The organism is Methanopyrus kandleri AV19 (assembly GCF_000007185.1).
GTDB lineage: Archaea > JAADCQ01 > Methanopyri > Methanopyrales > Methanopyraceae > Methanopyrus > Methanopyrus kandleri.
Genome location: NC_003551.1, coordinates 1,461,501 through 1,482,897, shown reverse-complemented (window position 1 = coordinate 1,482,897; position 21,397 = coordinate 1,461,501). Strand labels below are relative to the sequence as shown.

The following is a 21,397-nucleotide window of genomic DNA, read 5'->3' as shown; positions in this document are numbered from 1 at the left end:
TTCGCTCGCGAATGTTACTTCTTTTTCTTGGGCTCCGGCTGGTCCTTGAACTCGGTGTATCCACACCTACCGCACGCATACCGGTTCCCGTGGTCCGCCATGAATACGCCGGGCCCGCATCTTGGGCAGAACGGGTTTTTGCGCTCCACCTTACCGTCCTTAACCTCGTACAGCTTAGCCCTCCTGGGCACACCCATCCCGTTTTACCCCCGGTTACTCCTCTTCTTCCGACTCCTCCGACTCGGACTCTTCGGACTCCTCGGATTCGGACTCCAGCTCTTCAAGCACCTTCTTGTGTCGCTCGACCATGTGCTCGGGCTCGATGTCCTCCAGATGCTCCATGCTCTTGTAGATCTTCGCGTACCCTTTGGTCTCACGCTTTCCGAACTCCGACTCCATACGGTCGATCAGGACTACCTCCTTGTCAACGTCGAGAATCGCCGCGAGCTTCCGAAGGACCTCCGACTTCTGGGGCGTACCACTGTCTTCGTGGCGTACGACGAACTTCACCTCTTTGCGGTACAGCAAGGGGTTATCCCGCTGATCCAAGATCTCGACTTCCATTCGTCGTACCCCCGAAACCTCGTTAGCAGTCGGAGGACAGAATCCTTGAGGTGTTGGGTTACCCGCGCCGCCACCATTCCCTCGCCCGGCAACCCGTAGCAGACTATCGAGTTTTCGGGAGCGATCAGGATAGCGGGAATGGCTAGTAGGTCTTCCTCTCCGGTAACGTCGATGAGGGTCGCGTCGCCATCGAGTGCGTAGTCGATACCCCGCCGTACAGTATCCCAAGCCTCCCGGGTGATAGTACCCGGTGGGTTGTTCACGTCGAGGGTTACCGGGAACTTGTTCCCTGGATCCACGGGGACAGTTCTGAGCATCTTCCGGTCTACGACGGCGACGTCCGGCCGGATACTGCACCGGAGGAAGCTTCGGGTGGTCATGTCGCCGACTGTAATCAGCACTTCTGACTCCTCATGGAGACGTCGGTAGGTCTTAATGGACGGTCGTGGGTATAGCGTGCCCCAGGGTCGACGTAGCTCGGGGCGCAGCTCCCTAGGTAGCCTCAGCACGACCGTCACTCCTCAACTCTCAGGGCGTATTTACCTGGGATCTTCGCGTTCAACCTGTCCGCGGTCTGGGACTCAGTGTCGAGGATCACTGCGATACCGCGCCAGTTCTCCGTGAACTCGTCCCCGTGACAGGCGGGACAGATCTCGGTATCCTCTTCCACCAGGTACCCGCACCTGACGCACGCTTTCAACTTGGACAACGGCTTTCACGACCCCCTGGAGGACCCCGCCCTTCAGGCGAGAGGAGGCATGTAGCATGTGTACGAGTTCTTTTCGGTGCTGATGCGTTGGGGGTGATGGAATCCGCAGGATTCCCCTGAGCCTTGACTCCCCCGGGTACTCTCGGATGTTAGAGGATTCCGGCCTCTTCAACGTTGGCGACGAAAGATGTGTCCTGAATGGAGTCGGAAGGGACCGTCCTGAACCCCGCTCAGGGCGAGGTCATTCCCACCACTCCGGCTTCCCTAGACCGGGTCTCTTCACGGTCAAGGCGATCTTCGAGTCTCTGGGCCGTTCCTCGTTGAGGCTCACACCGATAATCATCACTTTGATCACATCACCCCGTTTGAGCTCCCGACCGGTCTCCTCACCGACTAGCGCCTCTCGGGCCCCGTCGTAGTACATGTACTCATCGAGGATCTGGGAGACGTGCAGGAGACCGTCTAGCGGTCCCAGACGCACGAAGGCTCCGTACTCCTTCACCCTAGTTACTTCGCCCACTACCACCTCGCGCTCCACCGGGCGGAAGACCAAGGCCCTGAACCTTACGCGGTGGTAGGAGGCGCCATCGCCGGGGAAAATACCCTCATTCTCCACGTCGAGGATTTCGTCCACGAAGACCACGAATCCGATGGGCTCGCCGGTGTCATCTTCCCGGAAGAGCTTCCCCTCGACGTCGTTCTCTAAGGCTTTGAGCACGGCATCCTCGACGTCGGAGGTAAATTGGGTGGGGGGAATTCTAACCGTGGTTTCGAGTTCCACGAGCTCGTACAACGGGATTCACCCGTGCTCCTCCTCGTACAGCTCTATCGCGTGAACTATGGCTTCCTTAGCGGCGTCCGCACCTTCCCACCCTAGGACTTCGGTCTCCTTGCCTTCCAGTCGCTTGTACTCGGAGAACATGTGGGCGATCTCGTCGAGCAGGTGCTTGGGAACGTCATCCAGGTCCTTAACGTCCTTGAACCGGGGGTCCTCAGTGGGCACCGCCAGAACCTTGTCGTCCTGGTCGCTGTCGTCCAACATCTTCATCAGACCGATCGGTCGTGCCTCGATCACGCAGCCGGGGAACGTGGGGTCCTGCATGATCACCAGGATGTCGAGGGGGTCACCGTCGTCGTACAGCGTTCGGGGGATAAACCCGTAGTCCAGTGGATAGTGGAACGGCGAGTAGAGTACTCGGTCCAGCTTGAAGAACCCACGCTCTTCGTCGTACTCGTACTTGTTCCTCGAGCCACGTGGGATTTCTATCACCGCGTACACTACGTCGGGTGGATTCGGGCCCGGTTCCAGGTCTTTCCAGAGGTTCATCATCTCTTCACCATCCCCCCAACTTATCCGGCACGATCTCCCACCATGCACGGTTGGCCGCGATGTCGGTCCTGATGTCATCTTCCAATTCGAGTATCTCACGGGCTCGCTTGAGCGCGTCTTCCCACTCCTCCTCGGGAACGACCACGACGCCGCTCTCGTCCCCCACTATAATGTCACCGGGACGCACGAGCACGCCCGAGACGTACAGGTCGACGTTAATCTTTCCGGATCGACGGTGGGTTCCCGCTCTAGGGGTAACGCCGCGGGCGAAAACGGTGTAGCCGATCTCGCGTACGTCATCTACGTCCCTAACTAATCCGTCCACGACAGTTCCGGCCAATCCCTTCCGCTTGGCCGATAGAGAGGAGAGACCTCCCCAGTACGCCCGCGCCCTGTCTCTGGCTTGGATCACGAGCACGTCACCTTCCTCGGCCTCGTCGATGGCTTCCACCACGGTCCCCCAGTCCGTCCCTTCCACGAGCACAGTCACCGCCCGTCCGCAGATCGGCACCGGGCCCACGATGTGACGGATTCCCCGGAGTACGTAGCGCTTCCCTAAGGCATCGCTCAGGACGGGAGAAGGTGGTACTTCCAAGGTGTTAACCCCGCTCGATCACCAGGTGTGTGCGCTGACGCAACGTTATCACCGGAACACCGAGTTTCCACAGGCGCTTTTTGAGCTCCTTGTCTCGGGTGCCCACGTACACTCGATCCCACCGTCGGGCGAGGTTCAAGATTGCCTCGTCTCCGTCCCTCCCTTTAACGTCCACTACCTCGATCCCTTTAGCGTCTACGAGGGATAGGGCTACTCGCGCCGCGATCTTGTCCCGACCGGTAGCCGCACGCTTCACGCGCTCCAGTTCCTCGAGGACCTGACGGGGAACGATGGGTCGGTAGGAGCCCAAGAGGCGGTCGAGTTCGGAGAACACGTCCACCCCTTCCTGATGCGGTATCATGAGGAAGTTAGCGTCCAACACGACTCTGATGGTCACGCCCCTTCACCCTTTGATGACACCGTGGCCTATCAGACGCCACCGCTGGATCCTACGGCTTATCGCGACCCTGTCGCCTTCTTCGGCGCACACCGGTTGTTTCAGCTTGATCTCAATCTCGTCGTCCCGTGCACTGGTCACCACGCCCACTGTAGTCGCCGTACCCACGGTGAGCATCAGTACCTCGTTCGTCCGGATGGGTTCCACCTTACGCTCCTCTTCGGTTCCTACCACCCGCTCGAGCAGTTCCACCTCCAACAGCAGCTCGTGACGGACGGGCGGCAATGTGTCGGGTTCTCCGGCCACTTGGCCCGACAACCGGTCCGCTTTGGTCATGGTGGGGTCTAGCTTCGTGCCTATACCGACCAGACCGCCGGGTCTCGCACGCTCCACCGGCGTCACGTTCGCGTGGAGGCTCACCACCTCCGTGTACACCGGTTCCCACTCGGTACGACCGTATCGCTCCACCCGGATTCCCGGCCGTATCTCGATTTCGTCACCGATCTCGACCTCTCCCTGGACGATGGCTCCTCCTATCACGCCGCCCTTGAGGTCGCTCGGTCTGGTACCGGGCTTGTTGACGTCGAACGATCGGGCGATGTACATGCGGAACGGTGCGTCCAGATCGTACTCGGGGGGCTCGAAGTGCTCGTACATGGCCTCGACTAAGACGTCTAAGTTCGCCTTATGCTGGGCGGAGACGGGGATTATGGGGGTCTTATCGGGGTCGAGGTGCGTCTCCTCCTCCAGGAACTGTACGATCTGCTCGTAATGCTCCCTGGCTTCCTCCGGGGTGACTAAGTCGATCTTGTTCTGAACGACGATCACGTCTTCGGTTCCGATGATTTCCAGTGCCATCAGGTGCTCTCGGGTCTGAGGCTGCGGGCAGGGCTCGTTCGCGGCGATCACCAGGATGGCTGCGTCCATGATCGCGGCACCGGAGAGCATCGTCGCCATCAACGTCTCGTGGCCCGGGGAGTCGACGAAGGAGACCCGCCGGAGCCACTCGGTTTCGGCTCCGCACTCCGGACACTTCTCCTCCACCGAATAGGTGTCGCACTCGGGACATCGCGTGAGGACGGTGTCCGCGTAACCCAGTCGGATGGAGATGCCGCGTCTGGTCTCCTCGCTGTGCGTGTCCGTCCACACGCCGGAGAGGGCCTTCGTCAGCGTGGTCTTACCGTGGTCTACGTGCCCCACCATTCCGATGTTCATTTCGGCCTGTTGGAACCGCTCGTCGTCCACTCGTCGTAAGTCGACGGGCACGGTACCCACCCGCGGTTACTCCTCGCCGCCCTCGCCGAGTAACTCCTCCACGGGCTTGTCGCCGTACTCGACGATGACGGTGTTCACTTGAACGATATCCTCGCTGATCGTGTTACCGCGAACCGTCTTACGCCTCCGCTCACCTTTACGCTCGGGGCGGAAACCCGGCGGACCGCTGAGGAGTAGGCGAACGCGTACCGGTCCGTGGATGTCAGGTCGCATCGGGAACCCGTCCTTGTCCGTTCCGCCCGTGATCTTGAGCTTGTACCCCGGTAGACCGACGATTTCGCCGTCGATCACGTCACCGATCCTCTTCCCGATCAGCTTCTCGGCATCCTCACCTTTCACCTCCACCTGGTAGGAGCGAGCCTTCTCCGGATCCGCCACTACTACCTTGAACTCGGGCAAGCGGCCACCCCCAGCGCGCCGAACCCGCCCTTCACTTTAAGTCTTGTACCGCGTCCGAACCCCCGACGAAACTTCATAACGGGGCTCAGGGAAGGCCTCGCCTAGGGGGTGGAAAAGATGGTAGAGTGCGACTACGACCCGACAGAGGACGCAACACCCGCGGAAGTCGTGGAGATCTTAGGGCGCACCGGAATGGCCGGTGAGGTGACACAGGTGAAGGTCAGGATCCTGGAGGGACCGGACAAGGGTAGGATCATCACTAGAAACGTCAAAGGGCCCGTTCGAGAAGGAGACATCCTACTGCTGAGGGAAACCGAGAGGGAGGCGCGACCGATCGAGTAAGGGGGGCTCAGAATGCCCGATGTTCGGCGCTGTGACTTCTGCGGTCGGATCATTGAGCCAGGGACAGGAAAAATGTTCGTCAAGAACGATGGCACGATCCTATGGTTCTGCTCCAGCAAGTGCGAGCGTAACATGCTGAAGCTCGGAAGGGATCCGAAGAAGGTTCGCTGGACGGAGAAGCATCGGGAGTTCATGGCCGAGCAGCGCGGAGAACTCTAACCCCACCACACGTCCTCCAAGATACCAGATGTCCTCAGCATTTCCTCCAAGTTTTCCACCGACGATAGGAACTCGACGACTTCCTTCAAGTCAAGCTCTGGGAGCATTTCCGCCACCTCACGCGCACATTCGAACGTGTCCCTGAATTCTTCTTCCCACCGGTCTTGGTACCGTTTCAGGAAGGAGGCGGACGTGTCGTCCTCTTCGATCGCCTCGACCGCCACCTCGCCCGCGATCCGACCGCAGATAAGCGCGGTGTTCAACCCGCCACCGGTTAACGGGTTGACCTGGCGGGCCGCATCACCCACGAGGAGGATCCCGTCACCGTACGTCCGCTCGACGGGCCCGCACACCGGCACACCACCCACGTTCACCTCCACTGGCGTCCCCGCTACGAGCTCGGATAAGGGACCCTCGACGAGCTCGTCGAGCGTTTTTAAGGCCAGACCTGGACTGGATTCGGACCCTCGGATTCCCACCCCTACGTTCGCCCGGTTCTCCCCTTTCGGGAAGACCCATGCGTACCCGCCGGGTATCCGCTCGGGATCGAAGTGGATCATGAACGCCTTCGGATCGTACCGGTCGCCGACGACCTCGTACTGTGCGCAGGTGCATATATGATCAGGCTCGAGTTGAGGAACCAGTCCGGCGGTTCTTCCTATGCGTGATTCGATTCCGTCTGCGGCGATGACGATGCGGGCTCGGACCTCGTGCACTCCATCCTCGCCCTCGTACTCGACCCCGACCACCCGACCCTCATCTAACAACGCCCGTCGAGCATGCGCCAACAACTCGACCTCCGCACCAGCCTCCACCGCCCGAACAACCAACCACTTATCAAACACACGACGCTCCAACACGTACCCTTCGACCTCAACCTCGAACTTGGAACCACTCGGTAGCGAGAGGATACCACGCTCTATTTCCGCGGCTATCCAACCGTCGTCAGGTCTGATTCCGACCTCCTCGAGAGCTCGTGCGCTGATGCCTTCGGCGCACTGTTTGGGGACGCCGATCTCGGCCTTACGCTCGAGTATCAGGACATCACAACCGGCCTCCGCCGCGGCCCACGCCGCCACCGAACCCGCCGGACCCGCACCGACCACCACCACATCGAACTCCATAAGCGTTTCACCCGCGAGGGCTCGGATGGGACCGGGAGCTCGTCATCGGGTTTCGGCTATTGGGCCTGTCCTCATCGCTCAGGGAATTCCACGTCCCGAATGCCTTCTTCCGTGATCCTGAACGCTGCCTCACGCTGTGGAAGGTACGGTGAGTCGATGATCCGTGCGATTCGGACCTCACCTTTGGCTCTCCTGAGCATGATCCTATGCGTGGCCTGGTGGGCTACGATCGTTCCTCCGACGGGCTCGTAACGTCTGCCCTTGCCCTTCGTGGCGGCCTCGATATCGACGTGCACTTGGTTGGTGAAGACCACGGCCACGTCGTGGTCCATGGCAAGGTTCCTGAGTTGATCCACGTGCTTCATCAGTCTGGCCTGACGCTCGCTGACGTCCCCCAGCTTCGAGTACTCCGCGCGGAAGTGCGCCGTGAGGGAATCTATGACGACGAGTCCGATATCCTCGCGCTCGCACAGTTTGTGCGCCTCCTCCGCGGCTCGCATCTGCTCTTCCACGGATCTCACCTGCGTCACGAAGACGTTGCGCAGGGCCTCTCCGGGATCCAGCCCTAAGGCTTCCGCCATCCCCTTGATACGACCGGGTGATACGGTTCCCTCCGTATCGATGAAGATCGCCTTGGACTCCAGCCCGCCCTCCTCTTCCGGTAGTTGTACGTTCACGCACAGCTGGAACACGATCTGGGACTTACCCGAGCCGAAGGGGCCCGCGAACTCTGTCAACTCCCCGCACGGGACGCCTCCTCCTAAGATCTCGTCGAGCGCGCTGGAGCCCGTGGTTATGCGCCTGCGTTTCCGTTCCAGCTTCTCCAGCGTCTCGAATTCCACGTCGATATTCCTCAACTCCTCCTGGATGTCCTCCACATCCCGCTCAGACATCCCCGTCACCTCCGACAGGTACTTCGGATCGGCGTAAATGAAGTCCTCGACCGTCACGATCCCCTTCTCTTCCAGCTTTTTGACGGTTTCATCGGGCAGTAGGTCCAGATCACTCAGCTTCCTCTCCTTCACTCTCCTCCCCCTTCAGCTCCCGGACCAAGATCGGGATTTCGCGTTTGAAGTCCTCCTCGTTGAGTATCCTAGCCCGCAGTGCGACGGCATCGTAGTCCTCTACGACCCCTTCTCCCCGAACTCTGAGCACTACGGAAACACTTTCACCTAAAAGTCTCTTTTCGATGTCGGATTCGTCGGCTTCCAGGTATTCCCTCGTGGTCTCGTATCCCGCGAACTCGACCGCGTGTTCCCCGAAGAACACCGTCCTTACCGTCCCGGTACCGTCGTCTACGACCACGTTCAGCACGGGTCTCCGTTCGGGTTCCACGGCCCCGTGCTCGGGACACTCTCCCTTCCTCATGGCCCGACCGCAGGTGGGGCACGCCTCGTAGTACCGACGACGTGCGTATACGGCGACGATAACGCCTGATACCTCCGCCACATCCCCCTTACCGAGCTCCTCGACACGCTTCCGGATAGCTGGTTTGATGGAAACCTCAGCGGGCTCCACACGACCTTGGGTTCTGAGTATGTTGATCGTCGGGTGATCACCGCGGGTAGAGACCCACCCTTCCACGATCACACCGTCGCCGTAGTCGAGGTCCAGCGCACGCTCGGCCTCCTCACCCCACAGGTTAACACGCGTCGAGCCTGTCTCGTCGGAGAGCCAGAAGTATACGCGTTCTCCCGTATCGACGGGCTCGCTCGCCACGACACCTCGCACGCGCACGTACTCTCCGTGTTTCACCTCGGAGATGTTCCGCTCGATGATCCGGTTCGGATCCTCCTCGGAGCCTACGACTTCAAGCTCGGTCTCTCGAGTGACCACCAGCTGTGGACTGTTACGGAACGAACTCACAGTCAAGTTCCTAGCCCGTACCACATCACCCTCCTCGAGTTCCTCGAGTGTCTCGACGGCCTCGTCGAACGCTACCAACGCGGCGGACCGCGTCTCGTCCCCCACCACCAAGGTCACCATTTTACCGCCCGACCTGGTCTTCGCGGGGTCCGACACGCGTACGACGATGAACTCCGTGTCGAAGGACTGCAGTCCCCGGGAGATGGCTTCATCCAGCGTCACTCTCCCCGGTTTTTCCTCTCCCGTTCGCATCAGCTTCACACCCATCCGGTCGGCGAGGGCGAGAAGCGCGCCGAGCTCCGACACTCCCCATCGTTTCCGGAGTCTGTTGATCTCCCGGCGCACCTCCTCCTCGCGCTTTCCGACCTCTTCAGCCAGCTTTTCTACCAACCGGTCGATGTCCGAGGTCAGGATCGCCCCTCTAGACCTTGGCACTTCCACCTGATATACGGGGCTCGGGTCCCCGATCCTTTTTCAACCGCCGCTCGGGGGCGGCCGGGGGTCGAGCACCGTGGGGAAGACGATGGCCGAGAAGATACTGTCTCGAGCGTCCGGAGAAGACGCTGAGGCGGGGGATATCGTCGTCGCCAACATCGACGTGGCGATGGTCCACGATATCACGGGCCCGATCACGGTTCAGCGGCTCGAGGAGATGGGAGTCGAGCGCGTGTGGGACCCGTCCAAGATCGTCGTGCTGTTCGACCATCAGGTGCCCGCGGACTCCGTGGAAGCCGCGGAGAACCACAAAATAATGCGGGAGTTCGTCGAAGAACAGGGTATCGAGCACTTCTACGACGTTCGGGAGGGTGTCTGTCACCAGGTCCTCCCCGAGAAGGGTCACGTGCGTCCCGGGGACGTGATCGTGGGGGCCGACTCTCACACCTGCACCCACGGAGCGCTCGGAGCCTTCGCCACCGGGATCGGTTCCACCGACATGGCGGCGGTCTTTGCGACCGGTAAGCTGTGGTTCCGCGTCCCGGAAACTTACCGCGTAGAGATCACGGGAGAGCTTCCGGAAGGTGTGTACGCGAAGGATGTCGTGCTCAAGGTGACGGGAGAAATCGGTGCCGACGGTGCGACGTACATGGCGATCGAGTACCACGGCGAGGTCGTCCGAGAGATGTCCGTATCGGACCGTATGTGCCTGTGCAACATGGCGATCGAGATGGGAGCGAAGACGGGAATGGTTCCACCCGACGAGAAGACGCTCGAGTACGTCAAGAAGCGTGCGGGTACGGAAGGGCGCCCGGTTGAGCCGGACCCGGACGCCCGGTACGAGGCCGAGCTGACCTTGGACGTGAGCGACCTCGAGCCGCAGGTCGCGAAGCCGTTCTCTCCGGACAACGTGGTGCCCGTGGGGGAGGTCGAAGGTATCGCGATCGACCAAGTCTTCATCGGTTCCTGTACCAACGGTCGGTACGAGGACCTGAAGGTTGCGGCGGAGGTACTTGAAGGCGAGGAGGTCCACGACGACGTCCGGCTGATCGTCATCCCGGCGTCGAGGGAAGTTTACCACCGGACGCTCAAGGACGGCGTGCTCGAAGTACTCCACGAGGCGGGGGCACTGATCTGCCCGCCGAACTGCGGTCCGTGCCTGGGTGGCCATATGGGAGTGCTAGCGGAAGGCGAGCGATGCGTAGCGACGTCCAACAGGAACTTTCCGGGTAGGATGGGACACCGCGAGTCGGAAGTGTATCTAGCCAGTCCGGCGACGGCCGCCGCCAGCGCTATCGAGGGTGAGATCACCGACCCTCGTCCCTACCTCTAAGGTACAGCCATGTGGACCCCATCAGGCCGATCGCGAACGCTCCCCACCACAGCATCCTCTCCCACCACGTGAACCCGAACCGGAGCCGTGTAACACCTGTCGATCGAACGATGATCAGTCCTCCCGATCCCCGGTACGTCGGGGCGTTCGCGTGCCAAGCCGGGTGGTATCCTATCTTCACGAGTATGTATCCTTTCCCACGCACGCGCACGTCGTCCGGTTCGACCGCCTTGAACTTCACGGGTCGCGGCTTACCGGAGTCGAAGCCCCTTAGGACCTCGTTGAGGAGCGCGCGCTCCCACTTCGGGGGTAAGGGGTACGCCCCGGCCCCGTAGTACAGCGTTTGGTGTAACGTCCCGGCCAGGTCAACGAAGTCCACTCCGCACACCCGGACTTCGACCTTTCCGAGCTTCACATCCACCCAAGGGCGTCCGTTGAACAGGAACCAGGTTCTCTCTTCCGGGGTGGCTCCGGGCACCGTGATTCCGACGAATCGGTACGCGTCGATCAGCCTGTTGCAGACCTTCATTGACGGGAGCGGTTCCCACGGGCACACGATCACGGGCCTGACGTGAAGTCCGAACCGCTCGGCCAGGTATCTGGCCGTCGCGTAATCGTTCGCGGGCACGATCACCAACACGCGTCCCGACTTCATCTTCCGTAGCACCTCGTCGAGGGTGTCCGGTCGATCCGTTCGCACGATGATCTGACGGAAGCGCGCCACGTCCTCGGGTGAACCCTCGACGAAGATCCTCCGTGTGCCTCCATCCGGTATTATGTTGAGAACCATGGTGTAGTACGGGTTCGGTCGCCTGAGGATGTCGTCGATCACCAGAATCGGGCGCGGTACCAGCTCGGCGGGACCCGGGCTCACCGATGTCGAGAATACGGTATACCTCCCGAAGTCCGTCAGCCGGTGGAACTCGGGGAGACGCTCGAGCGAGGCGGTCCACTTAGGTGATCCGGATATCACGTATCGTACGTTCGCCAGGTGAAATACCGTCAGAACCGCGTTCGGGTAGAAGACCCACGAATGTTGCCACTCCACGTACCATGCCAGCGAGTAGAACGCCGGATCGCCCTGGTTGAACCAACCCAGCAGGGAATAATGGCCCGACTCGATGGGTACGAAGGCGCTGTCACAGCGGTACAGTGGGACGTGCGTGAACGGGTCGAACGTAACCCGGTCGTAAGGCCCACCCTGGTGACGGAGGTAGTGTAACGCGCACTTCGCGTCCTCCGTGGGTTTCGTGTCCAGCGTGAAGAAACCGCCGGCGGCGACCAAGGTCCATAGGAGGCTCTGAGGCGAGGTCAGGCCGGCACCGACGCACCGGGGAAGCAGGTCCATCGCTTTCCATAAGTGGACGACGGGAGACGGGATGTGACCCTCTCGCACGCTGTCCAGGTCCACGGGTTGCGTGTAGCTCCACACGTACACGGCGAAGAGTAGGAGTTGAGGTATCGCCAGGGTCGCGAACACCTTCGGGCGGTGTCGGATCACGCATCCGAGGATCAGAGCGCCGAACAGCGGGAAGAGCACTCCGGGTAATCGGTGGGTGATCAACTGCCCGCCGGGAGCCACCTTGTAGATGGACCAGAACGCGAGTAGTGAGAACACTGAAGCGCAGAATATCAGGCACGTCAACGCCCCGTACAGACGGATACCGGGGCCTGATCGTCGAAGTGCATAGTACGCCCCTAACACGGATAGGAGGATGAAAAACGGTAACGGTGACCACATGGGACACGAGAGGAGTGTGACTATGCAATCTAACGGCGTCTGAGGGGCCGGCGTGACCAGCGGGGAGATGTATCCCCGGTACAAGAGCATCGGGAGGTACTGAGGGGCCGCGAGGAGGAGTGGAAGTGCGGCGGGGAGTAGTAGTGGGAGGTTCTGCCGGTCGGTCAGGGCTCGGAACCACTGGTTCGGACGGAGTGATCCCTCGGGAACTACCTCTAGGAGCACGCGCAGGATCAGGGCCCCTTGGCAGGTCATACCGCCGATCGGGTGGGTGAAGAGCGAGAGCGTGATCAGCGCGATGACTCCGAGCGCGGACTTGGGGGTGAACCCTCGCGAGAGCGTTCGCTCCAAGAGGCCCAGGGCGAGCAGTCCGAACCCGAGGCTCATCATCATCGGGAATATGCCGCCGCGGTTGATCTCCCAAAGTATGGATGGAGACGTTAGGAACAGCAGGGTGCTCAACGCCGCTTCGAAGGTCGTGAAGCCGAGTTGTCGGCACGCGAAGAAGATCCCGACTACGAGCAAGTAGACCGCCGTCAGCCCCAGGATACGCAGCGTCTGTACGGGATCTCCTAGCGGGAGGTTCAGGGCACCTCCTACCAGGTAAAACAGCGGTGGGTAGTACAGCAGGAACGGGAAGCCGCAATACCAGACCGGGCACCAGTACGACCAATGACCTCGCTCGAAAAGCTCGCTCACGAACCAGATCTTAACGACATGAGCTCGGGAATCACCTGCGGAGAACGGAGATTACAAGAATGCGAGGCTGGCAACTGCCGTAAGACCTAGGAACAGAAGCAAAATAGCGACATCTTTCGTTCCGGATGATATACTCGCTATCAAATCTTTAACCGACCCCCCTGGGCCGAAGGCATCCGTCCGAGCCGTTGGGCTTCCCAACGCTTCTCGAAGCATTAATTCGTACGACCGCTGCCCGCAGCTGCCAGGTACTTTAAATTTTGTCCATTTTCCACTCTCGACGCCGGGTGACCGCGAATGGGAGGGTCAGAGCGCTCGGTCCCGGTACTCCTGCCTTTCCTCGAAGATCCCCTCACTATGTTCCCTTCGCGTGTGATAATCCCTAGCACCAGGTATATCATGGAAGTCGTCCGTGACCTTCGCGCCCCGTGGAGAGGAGAGGTCCTCGATGCCGGGGCGGGTTGCGGATCCTTCGCCCTGACGGTGGCGGCCCTCGGTCCTTACACCGTGTACGCCGTGGAACCCGACCCGGAGCACTCTGCGGCCTTGTCTGCCAACGTCTCCGCGAATCGGGACGTCCTCCTAGGTGACGTCCTCCCGCTGGAGTGCAGCATCGAAGATTTCAGACGTCCCGTCGACGAGGTGCTGACCGATCCTCCGTGGGGACTTCGCAGCGGCATCTCCCGGACGCCCGATCTCGAGTTCGTGCTGTCGTTCCTGGACGCCTGCGTGGATGTCCTGCGCCCGAAGACGGGTCGTCTCGTGACGAGATGTCCGCCGGAGTTCATAGACGATATCGTGGACCACATGTCGGAGCGAGGATATCTCCTGGACAGGGTAAAACGACGCCATAAGGCGGCGGTGCTCGTACTTCGGTCGGAGGACCATCGGGACTACTACGACGATCGTGAGAGCGCCGTCGCGGCGGCCGGCGGTCAGGTGTTAGTCGCCTGGGAGGGTGGAGAACTCGACCCGGAGGCCGACCGGTACTCCCTCGTTACCCCTTACGAAAGTGGCTGGCACGTTTGGGAGGTCCCTAACACGGGCAGGATACGTGAATTCCTGAGGGGTTTTCTCAAAGGCGGGTGATGAACTGCACGCCCGCTTAGGCGTCAAAGACGTCCGATAGCGTTAACGTTCCCGGCGGAGCAACGACTTTGAATCCATGATCAAAGATCGGCCGGAGGGAAGGCGTTGGGTTTGGATGAGATCGTGAACGGGTTTCCACTCAAGGAGGAGTGGGTGTACCTCGACAACGCCGCTACGTCGTTGAAGCACGAACGCGTCATAAGCGCTATGGAGAGGGTCTTGCGGGAGTTCGGCGTGAACGTGGGTCGCGGGGCGCACCCTCCGGGCGAGTGTGCCACAGAGGAGTTCGAGCGTGCTAGGGATATCGTCGCCTCGTTTCTCGGAGTCGAGCCGGAGTGCCTCGCCTTCACGCTGAACACGACCCATTCGATCCACTACGTGCTGGCTTCGATCCGCTGGAAGAAAGGCGATGCCGTCGTCACCACGGCCCTCGAGCACCACTCGAACCTGGCACCGTGGTTGAGGTTCTCCGAGGTGTTGGGGTTCGAAGTCGAGGTGGTAGGGTTCGACCGGGAGACCGGCGAGGTTGACATGGCTGAGTTGGAGTCCGTGGTCGACGACAACACACGTCTGATCGCCATAACTCACGAGAGCAACGCCCTGGGTTCATTGCAGCCCGTGGACGAGATCTTAGAGCTCGCCGAGGAGGTCGGTGCGTACGTGCTGCTCGACGCGGCCCAGTCGTTGGGCCACATGGATCACGATTGGTCGAGGTATCACTTCCTAGCGGCGCCCGGTCACAAGGGCCTCTTAGGACCTCACGGTACCGGGATCCTTTACGTCCGCGAGGACGTGATGGAGGAACTGGAGCTACGGCTCCTCGGTGGAGGGTCGACGGACTACGTAACCCGAGATCTCGAGGTCGTCCCCAGAGAACCCCCGCTCTCCTTCGAATCAGGAACACCGAACCTTCCGGGTGTGATAGGGCTGGCGGAAGGTGTCAAGATCCTGGAGGAAGTCGGGTTGAACCGCGTGGAGCGGCGTATCCGCAAGGTCACCCGTCGGATCCTCAACGGGTTAGAGGAGCTGGAGGGAGTCGAGATTCTAGCACCCGAGGCGGAGAGGAAGACCATCGTCCCGTTCCTGGTCGACGGCGTGGATTACGCGGAGGTGGGTAAAAAGCTCGGTGAGCGGAACATCTGCGTGCGAACGGGGAGGCACTGTGCTAGCCTGGTGTTCGAGAGGCTAGGACTCGACGGTTGTGTTCGGGCCTCGGTGGCGTTCTACAACGACATCGAGGAAGCGGAGAGGTTCCTGGAGGTTGTAGAGGAGATAGCGCGCGGGTCGTGAAGTTACCCTCGGAGCTTCCTCCTGATCCTCTCCCTCCTCGACCTACGCTCCTCCACGTACCGTTTGCCCGCGGCCCGGATTCGCTCGGCGAGCTTCGGTCCGACTCTCTCGACTCTCATCAGGTCGGATTTCTTGGCCGTCAGCACCCGATACGGGCTGCCGAGCTCCTCGACGAGCCGGTCGGCCAGCTCCGGACTGACCCCTTTGACATCCAGAAGTGCCTTCCAGGCCGGATCCACCTGAGCCTTGATCTCCTTCACCAAACTCAATCCGACACCCGGGACTCTCACCAGCTCCGAGACGGGAGCTTCCTTCACCTTGGTCCAGGTATCGAAACGCTCCAGCAGCCGCTCCGCTTTCTCCACGCTCATCCCTCGGACCTGAAGCATCGTCTCCGGGATGCCCTTGATACGTGCGATCTTCCGATCGGAGAGGCCGAGCTCGCGCAGTTCTTTCACCGGGGCCTTCCGGACGGCGGAGACGGAACCGTATCTACGCTTGAGCTCGTACGCGGTGTCCACGTCCAGCCTCTTGTTCACCAGGCTGCGCAGGCCCAGGATCCTCGCGATCTTGGCGTCGCCGAGGCCGAGCTCGCGTAACTCGTCCGGAGTGGCTCCTTCCTGCACTTTGGAGACCGAGCCGTACCGTTTCAGCACGCGCTCCGCTTCGGCCGGCGTGAGACCGGCGTCTCGTAGGGTCTTGTAGCCCGGTACGAGCCTAGCGACGGCCTCGTCGCCTATACCCGGGACCTCCAGTAGCTTCGACACCTCGGCGTTCTCGACCAGCTTTCCTACTTCACCCGCGGAGCCGAAATACTCAATCAACCGGCGAGCCCTCCCCTCGCCGACCTTACGCTCGAGCCACTCCTTCCATTCTTCCTCCGACCGCTCCTGGCGGCCGGACTTCCTGCGACTTTCTACGCGCTCCCTAGCAGCGTACACGACGCGCTCCGCGAGCTCTTCGCCCAGTCCTTCCACCTTCTCCGCAAGTTCCTCGGGATTCAGGGAAGCCAGTCGCTCGAGGTCATAATCCACGGCCTCGAGTATCCGCTCAGCGAGTTTCGGTCCGACCCCTTCGATGTTCAGGAGGAACTTGAACTCCGGCCCCTTGATCTCGGCCGCGGCCTTCGGAGTCGCACCGAGCTCGAGTAGATCGTCGTAAGAGAGTCGGCGACCGATCTCTTTCAGCGAACCGTACCGCTCGTAGAGTTCCGCGGCGGTCTCAAGGTCGAAGGCCTCCCGGAGCTTCTTAGGTATCCCCTTGATCTCGGCGATCTCATCGTCGGAGAACCCGAGTTCGCGTAGCTCCTCTACGGGCAGACGTCGAACCGCGGACGCGGATCCGTACTTCCGCTTCAGCTCGTCGGCCTTCTCCAGATCCCCTACTATGCTCTCCAGGGTCTTCAGACCCTTGAGCTCCCGGATTTGAGCGTCGGTGAGGCCGTCCTCGCGCAGCTCTTCGACACCAGCCTCACGGACCTTGGAGTACCCACCGTACTTCTTGAGCAGACGCTCCGCCCGCTCCCTGTCGATGCCCCTGATCGAGATCAACGAAGCGTACCCCGGGACGAGACTGCGTAGGACGCGCTCGCCGACCCCTTCCACCGAGGCCAGCTTCTCGATCTCGAACTCGCGGGCCAGCTGCTTGACGCGCTCGGGGTTTCCGAAGGCGCGTAAGAGACGCTCCGCGGTCTTCCTACCCACGCCCTCCTTCTTCGTGAGCTCCGCCAACTGTATCTCGACGGCGGCCCGGTAAGCCTCCTCGGAGAGCCTGCCCTCCTCGTACATTCGCTCGATCTCCTCCAGGTCGGTGGCCAGAATACCGGCGATCGACTCGAAGTGCTCGATGAGTTCGTCCGCGGCGTCGGGGCTGAGACCGTGCTCGTCGATCAGCGTCGCCAGGGTGCGGTTGACGGACTTGGCCTCCTCGAGCGTCAGGTCGGGACACACGTCCTTGAGCGTCCGGTACGGAGTGGTAGCGATCATCGAGATGGACCCGTCGAAGGCCCTGGCGAGACACAGCGCCACGTCCTCGCGGATCCCGTAACGGTCCTGGAGCTTGAGCGCACACTCGACGATCCGCTGCTCGAGATACCTTCTCATGATGTCGCGCTTATGCTCGACGATCCACCGTCTAGTCAACGGATGACGTAAGTACCGCTCCGAAAGCTCCTCCAGGTGCTCGTACAGTTCCTCGAGCAGTCGATCCCGGCGCTTGACGTGCCGCTTGGCCGTACGCTCGTCGTACTCGATGTTCACGACGACCCGAGACCACAGGCTGTAGATACCGCTGCTCTCCGGGTCCTTCTCACCCTCGACTTCCGAGACCGAGAGCCCGAGCCGTCTCGCGATCTCGTCATGGGGAGTCCACGGGTTCTCCCTGAGGATCTCGAGTATGCGCTCCTCCTTCTCGTCGATCGGGACGTCGTACCGTTCGATCAGTCGCTCGAACTCACCGGCCATCTCCGGTGGTACCTCGTCCACGGTTACGGGCATGAGGTCGACGCGTCCGTATCGCACCAGGATCCGGTACAGCGCCGGTTGGAGCGGGTTACGCTTCACGGCACGCACCTCTATGGCCGGGACGTCCTCCTCGTCGATATCTAGAGCCTTGGCGATCGCCCTCCAGCCACGCCTGTACACGATCGCGTAGCGGGCCGGTGAACCGCCCGTGGACAGGCGTTGAACTCGTTCATCGAAGTTAACGCCACGGACTATGACGTTCTGATACCTATCTTCGGTCGGGTCTATCGAGCAGGCGTACGATCCCGTGAGGAGGATGAAATTCTGGTGAAGCTCGAGCAGCTCCTCGTCGTTCTTCGCGCTGGAAGATCTCTCCATCAAGTAACGGGTGGCCAGAACGCCGTCGTAGGCCTTGACACCCTTGAGGAACGTCTCGCGTTCCTCCTCGAACTCTCGCTCCGAGCCCACGAACTCAGCGTCGTACACCAGCGCCACGACTTTCACCCTCTACCCGTGATGCTCCTCTACGTGAGAGCAGATCGGCCAGACGCAGCGGCTCTGGCCACTTTCCCACTCGGACGAGGCGCAGCGTCCATCTCACGGCGTCCTCGAGGTTACACCGATGGCCCGGGCTCACCACTACGGGCCGGGCTTCGGCGTCGGTTCGTACGAGGTAGCCGACTACCTCACCTCTATGTACGAGGGGTGTGGTATCGCCTATCCTACTCGGTTCCTCCTTCGACCTGCCCACGAGCGGACGCCGCGCCACCCCTATCGTCGGGACGTCTAGGGCCACTCCGAGGTGGGAAGCGAGACCGGCCCGCCTAGGGTGGGCTACGCCGTGGCCGTGGACGAACAGCAGGTCGAAGTCCAGTCCCTCGAGAGCCTCCAGGGCCGGTGGACCCTCACGGAACGCCAGGAACCCGGGCTCGTAGGGGACGTCCGTAGTCCCGTGGACCACTCGACGGTCGAGCACTTCGTAGGTTTCGGGGTCCAGAACCACCGCGGCGGCCCGGTACTCTTCACCGCGGTAAGAGACGTCTACCCCAGCGACGGCGTCCACGTCGTCGAGCGGTTCCAGTCGGACCTTACGGGCTACCTTCCGCTGAATTTCTACGCGCTCCTCCTCGGTGCTGGCCTCGAACCATTCAGCGCTTTTCACTCTCGACGGACCTCCTTGGGTTCCGGATCACGCGAGTGATGCAGTCCGGAGGCACCGTTCCTTCCACCACGTAGACGTTCTTGCCAGCTTTCCTGGGGACCAACCCATGCCGTCGAAGCCGTTCCGCGTCGACGACCAGTATCACCGGATTCCGAGTGTGACGGAGCGCCGTGATCAGGGCCTCACGCTCGTCGTCCGTCAGGTGCACCGCCCGTCTGCCCATCGGCTTGATTCCGTGCTGGAGTATAGACTCCAGGTTCTCACGTGCCGTGCCGTGGTACAGTTCCTTGACGTTCTCGGCTTCTGGGAGCGTCGGCCTGACACTGAGACGCCTCGAATGACCGTACCTCGCCCGAATACGGCCATGTTCGTCGATCTCGAACCGGCCCTTGGGGCAGGTCTCTACAACCGCGATGATGTGCTCGCCAGTGAGCCAACGATAGTACTCGCGGTTCTTCCAGTACTTCTTGATGCGCTCCGCCAGCTCGTGTACGTCGCAGTCCGTGAAACCCTCGTCGTCGAGTTTCACCTTCACCTCTTCGGGGAAGTGCCGGAGGATACCCGAGAGGAGCTTGCTAAGCGCGAGCCTTCGCCGCCCGTCCAAAAACTCCTCGGTGCGCCGACCACACCGCTCGCAGGTATGTTTTTCCGTGTACTTGCCACACTCCGGGCATACCCGGATAGGTTTCAAGGACCTCCCCCTCGTTCGGACAACCTAATAAGATGTTGAGGTGTCTCTTGGCGACGAAGTGGGGGGAAACCGACGGTGTCGTGGGTAATCCGCGTGGAGGACTTAGTCAAGGAGTTCGAGGACTTCCGCTTGGAGATTCCGGAGCTCGAGATCGGGGAAGGGGAGGTCCTCGGAGTCCTCGGAGAAAGCGGCGCAGGCAAGTCCGTCTTCATCCACGTGCTGAAGGGATTGGACGACTACGAGCCCGACGAGGGCCGCATTCTCTACAGGGTGGGAATGTGCCCCGAGTGCGGCTGGATAGAGCGTCCGGAGTTCATCGGTGAGCAATGTCCGAAGTGTGAGAAGGGAAAGCTGGAAGAGGAAGTGGTCGATCTGTGGGGACTCTCGGACACGGAGCGCCGCAGGTTCCGTAAAAGGATCGCCATCATGTTCCAGCGAACCTTCGCCCTGTACGAGGAGCAGACGGTTCTCGAGAACGTCATGGAGGCGCTTGAAGAGGCGGGCTACTCGGGAGAGGAAGCCGTCCAGCGTGCGGTGGACCTCATCGAGATGGTGCAGCTCGAGCACCGCATCACGCACCTGGCGCGAGACCTGAGCGGTGGCGAAAAGCAGCGTGTGGTGTTGATCCGACAGTTGGCGAAGAAGCCGATCGTGTTCCTGGCGGACGAACCCACCGGTACCCTCGACCCGGAGACAGCGGACATCGTGCACAAGGCCCTTCGTGAGGGTGTGAAGGAAGAAGGTATCACCATGGTGATCACGTCTCACTGGCCCGAGGTGATCGAGGACATCTCCGACAAGGCCGTGTGGCTGGAGGACGGGTGCGTGAAGGAGGTAGGCGAACCCTCCGAGGTCGTCAGCAAGTACCTGGAGCTCGTGGAGGAGGTCGAGCGGGAGGAGGTGGAGGTCGGAGATGACATCATCCGTGTCAAGGACGTCAAGAAGTACTACTACTCGATCGAGCGCGGCGTCGTGAAGGCCGTGGACGGAGTCTCGCTGGACGTGAAGGAGGCCGAGGTCTACGGAATCGTAGGAAAGAGCGGAGCGGGCAAGACCACGCTGGCGAAGATCCTCGCGGGCGTGCTGGAGCCGACCGAAGGCGAGGTGTACGTGCGGGTGGGTGACGACTGGGTCGATATGACCGACCGTCGTGAACGGGGTCGGGCGAAGCGGTACATCGGGATGTTGCACCAGCAGTACACGCTCTACCCGCACCGCACCGTGCTGGAGAACCTCACTAAGGCCATTGGTATCGAGCTGCCGGACGAGCTCGCCAGGATGAAGGCCGTTCACGTCCTGAAGGTAGTCGGGTTCGACGAGAAGAAGGCCGTTAACATCCTGGACAAGTACCCGGACCAGCTCTCCGAAGGCGAGAGGCACCGGGTAGCACTAGCCCAGGTACTCATCAGAGAGCCACGTATACTGATCCTTGACGAGCCGACTGGTACCATGGACCCGATCACTATGCGCAAGGTCGCGAAATCGATCCTGAACGCTAGGAAGGAGATGAACCAGACGTTCGTGATAGTCTCCCACGACATGGACTTCGTTCTCATGGTTTGCGACCGTGCTTCACTGATGCGGGATGGAAAATTCGTTAAGACAGGAGATCCAGAGGAGATCGTCCGCGAACTGACACCCGAGGAACGAGAAGAGATGATTCGACAGGAGTGAT

At 61.1% G+C, this 21,397-nt stretch carries 23 protein-coding genes; 6 read left to right on the top strand and 17 right to left on the bottom strand.

Going from position 1 to position 21,397, the window contains the following annotated elements:
• Nucleotides 1-14: 14 nt before the first annotated feature.
• From MK_RS07775 to MK_RS07730, 10 genes are all read right to left on the bottom strand, one after another.
• On the bottom strand, nt 15-197 hold the full coding sequence (locus MK_RS07775) for a 30S ribosomal protein S27ae (protein ID WP_011019823.1): 183 nt from the start codon (nt 195-197) through the stop codon (nt 15-17).
• Nucleotides 198-213: 16 nt separating this feature from the next.
• Complete coding sequence (locus MK_RS07770; protein WP_226988636.1) at nt 214-528, bottom strand: 30S ribosomal protein S24e; 315 nt, start codon at nt 526-528, stop codon at nt 214-216.
• Nucleotides 507-1,073, bottom strand: coding sequence for a GTP-dependent dephospho-CoA kinase family protein (locus MK_RS07765; protein ID WP_158295992.1), 567 nt, complete (start codon nt 1,071-1,073; stop codon nt 507-509). The genes MK_RS07770 and MK_RS07765 overlap by 22 nt, the downstream gene beginning before the upstream one ends.
• A gap of 5 nt (nt 1,074-1,078) precedes the next feature.
• Nucleotides 1,079-1,273 (bottom strand): transcription elongation factor subunit Spt4, encoded by a 195-nt coding sequence (gene spt4 / locus MK_RS07760; RefSeq protein ID WP_011019820.1) that lies wholly within the window; start codon nt 1,271-1,273, stop codon nt 1,079-1,081.
• 241 nt (nt 1,274-1,514) lie between these two features.
• On the bottom strand, nt 1,515-2,066 hold the full coding sequence (locus tag MK_RS07755) for a DNA-directed RNA polymerase (RefSeq protein WP_011019819.1): 552 nt from the start codon (nt 2,064-2,066) through the stop codon (nt 1,515-1,517).
• Between the two features lie 6 nt (nt 2,067-2,072).
• On the bottom strand, nt 2,073-2,600 hold the full coding sequence (locus MK_RS07750) for an inorganic diphosphatase (protein WP_193333226.1): 528 nt from the start codon (nt 2,598-2,600) through the stop codon (nt 2,073-2,075).
• Nucleotides 2,601-2,607: 7 nt separating this feature from the next.
• Entirely contained in the window at nt 2,608-3,198 is a 591-nt protein-coding gene (locus MK_RS07745) for an RraA family protein (protein ID WP_011019817.1), read from the bottom strand.
• Between the two features lie 4 nt (nt 3,199-3,202).
• Nucleotides 3,203-3,595, bottom strand: coding sequence for an RNA-binding protein (locus MK_RS07740; RefSeq protein ID WP_011019816.1), 393 nt, complete (start codon nt 3,593-3,595; stop codon nt 3,203-3,205).
• Nucleotides 3,596-3,601: 6 nt separating this feature from the next.
• Nucleotides 3,602-4,840, bottom strand: coding sequence for a translation initiation factor IF-2 subunit gamma (gene eif2g / locus MK_RS07735; protein WP_011019815.1), 1,239 nt, complete (start codon nt 4,838-4,840; stop codon nt 3,602-3,604).
• 36 nt (nt 4,841-4,876) lie between these two features.
• A complete protein-coding gene (locus MK_RS07730) occupies nt 4,877-5,269 on the bottom strand; it encodes a 30S ribosomal protein S6e (RefSeq protein ID WP_011019814.1) in 393 nt (130 codons plus the stop codon).
• A 117-nt stretch (nt 5,270-5,386) separates the two neighbouring features.
• Here MK_RS07730 and MK_RS07725 point away from each other — a divergent pair, with 117 nt between their 5' ends.
• Together MK_RS07725 and MK_RS07720 are read left to right on the top strand one after the other, a co-directional pair.
• Nucleotides 5,387-5,611, top strand: coding sequence for a 30S ribosomal protein S28e (locus tag MK_RS07725; protein ID WP_011019813.1), 225 nt, complete (start codon nt 5,387-5,389; stop codon nt 5,609-5,611).
• Between the two features lie 12 nt (nt 5,612-5,623).
• Entirely contained in the window at nt 5,624-5,830 is a 207-nt protein-coding gene (locus MK_RS07720) for a 50S ribosomal protein L24e (RefSeq protein WP_011019812.1), read from the top strand.
• Here the strand turns inward: MK_RS07720 and MK_RS07715 are convergent.
• The 3 genes from MK_RS07715 to MK_RS07705 all read right to left on the bottom strand — a co-directional run bounded on the left by MK_RS07715 (nt 5,827) and on the right by MK_RS07705 (nt 9,255).
• A complete protein-coding gene (locus MK_RS07715; RefSeq protein WP_011019811.1) occupies nt 5,827-6,954 on the bottom strand; it encodes an NAD(P)/FAD-dependent oxidoreductase in 1,128 nt (375 codons plus the stop codon). The genes MK_RS07720 and MK_RS07715 overlap by 4 nt on opposite strands.
• A 71-nt stretch (nt 6,955-7,025) precedes the next feature.
• Nucleotides 7,026-7,979 (bottom strand): DNA repair and recombination protein RadA, encoded by a 954-nt coding sequence (radA, locus tag MK_RS07710; RefSeq protein WP_011019810.1) that lies wholly within the window; start codon nt 7,977-7,979, stop codon nt 7,026-7,028.
• Nucleotides 7,957-9,255 carry a replication factor A (ssDNA-binding protein) gene (locus MK_RS07705; protein ID WP_011019809.1) on the bottom strand — a complete coding sequence of 433 codons (1,299 nt, stop codon included), beginning with the start codon at nt 9,253-9,255 and terminating at the stop codon, nt 7,957-7,959. The genes radA and MK_RS07705 overlap by 23 nt, the downstream gene beginning before the upstream one ends.
• A 76-nt stretch (nt 9,256-9,331) precedes the next feature.
• On the opposite strand from MK_RS07705, the gene hacA reads away from it, so the two are divergent.
• Nucleotides 9,332-10,588 carry a homoaconitase large subunit gene (gene hacA / locus MK_RS07700; RefSeq protein ID WP_011019808.1) on the top strand — a complete coding sequence of 419 codons (1,257 nt, stop codon included), beginning with the start codon at nt 9,332-9,334 and terminating at the stop codon, nt 10,586-10,588.
• On the opposite strand, the gene MK_RS07695 is transcribed toward hacA, so the two are convergent.
• Complete coding sequence (locus tag MK_RS07695) at nt 10,563-13,028, bottom strand: 6-pyruvoyl-tetrahydropterin synthase-related protein (RefSeq protein WP_011019807.1); 2,466 nt, start codon at nt 13,026-13,028, stop codon at nt 10,563-10,565. The two genes, hacA and MK_RS07695, sit on opposite strands and share 26 nt — an antisense overlap.
• Nucleotides 13,029-13,385: 357 nt before the next feature.
• On the opposite strand from MK_RS07695, the gene MK_RS07690 reads away from it, so the two are divergent.
• The gene (locus MK_RS07690) at nt 13,386-14,117 is read left to right on the top strand and encodes a hypothetical protein (protein ID WP_158295991.1); all 732 of its coding nucleotides are present in this window, start codon (nt 13,386-13,388) and stop codon (nt 14,115-14,117) included.
• Nucleotides 14,118-14,222: 105 nt separating this feature from the next.
• Complete coding sequence (locus tag MK_RS07685; RefSeq protein WP_011019805.1) at nt 14,223-15,407, top strand: aminotransferase class V-fold PLP-dependent enzyme; 1,185 nt, start codon at nt 14,223-14,225, stop codon at nt 15,405-15,407.
• Nucleotides 15,408-15,409: 2 nt separating this feature from the next.
• Here MK_RS07685 and MK_RS07680 read toward each other — a convergent pair whose 3' ends face one another.
• The 3 genes from MK_RS07680 to MK_RS07670 are packed head-to-tail and all read right to left on the bottom strand — an operon-like array spanning nt 15,410 to nt 19,722.
• Entirely contained in the window at nt 15,410-18,364 is a 2,955-nt protein-coding gene (locus MK_RS07680) for a helix-hairpin-helix domain-containing protein (protein WP_011019804.1), read from the bottom strand.
• Nucleotides 18,342-19,031 carry an endonuclease V gene (locus tag MK_RS07675; protein ID WP_011019803.1) on the bottom strand — a complete coding sequence of 230 codons (690 nt, stop codon included), beginning with the start codon at nt 19,029-19,031 and terminating at the stop codon, nt 18,342-18,344. Before MK_RS07675 ends, MK_RS07680 begins: the two co-directional genes overlap by 23 nt.
• Nucleotides 19,018-19,722 carry an RNA 2'-phosphotransferase gene (locus tag MK_RS07670; RefSeq protein WP_011019802.1) on the bottom strand — a complete coding sequence of 235 codons (705 nt, stop codon included), beginning with the start codon at nt 19,720-19,722 and terminating at the stop codon, nt 19,018-19,020. The genes MK_RS07675 and MK_RS07670 overlap by 14 nt, the downstream gene beginning before the upstream one ends.
• A 75-nt stretch (nt 19,723-19,797) precedes the next feature.
• On the opposite strand from MK_RS07670, the gene atwA reads away from it, so the two are divergent.
• A complete protein-coding gene (atwA, locus tag MK_RS07665; protein WP_011019801.1) occupies nt 19,798-21,396 on the top strand; it encodes a methyl coenzyme M reductase system, component A2 in 1,599 nt (532 codons plus the stop codon).
• Nucleotide 21,397: the final 1 nt, after the last annotated feature.

Bases quoted from the DNA above. Each gene is read 5' to 3' on its own strand.
- MK_RS07720 (WP_011019812.1), top strand. From the start codon at position 5,624: ATGCCCGATGTTCGGCGCTGTGACTTCTGCGGTCGGATCATTGAGCCA.
- MK_RS07775 (WP_011019823.1), bottom strand. From the start codon at position 197: ATGGGTGTGCCCAGGAGGGCTAAGCTGTACGAGGTTAAGGACGGTAAG.
- MK_RS07750 (WP_193333226.1), bottom strand. From the start codon at position 2,600: ATGAACCTCTGGAAAGACCTGGAACCGGGCCCGAATCCACCCGACGTA.
- MK_RS07690 (WP_158295991.1), top strand. From the start codon at position 13,386: ATGTTCCCTTCGCGTGTGATAATCCCTAGCACCAGGTATATCATGGAA.
- MK_RS07725 (WP_011019813.1), top strand. From the start codon at position 5,387: ATGGTAGAGTGCGACTACGACCCGACAGAGGACGCAACACCCGCGGAA.
- MK_RS07715 (WP_011019811.1), bottom strand. From the start codon at position 6,954: ATGGAGTTCGATGTGGTGGTGGTCGGTGCGGGTCCGGCGGGTTCGGTG.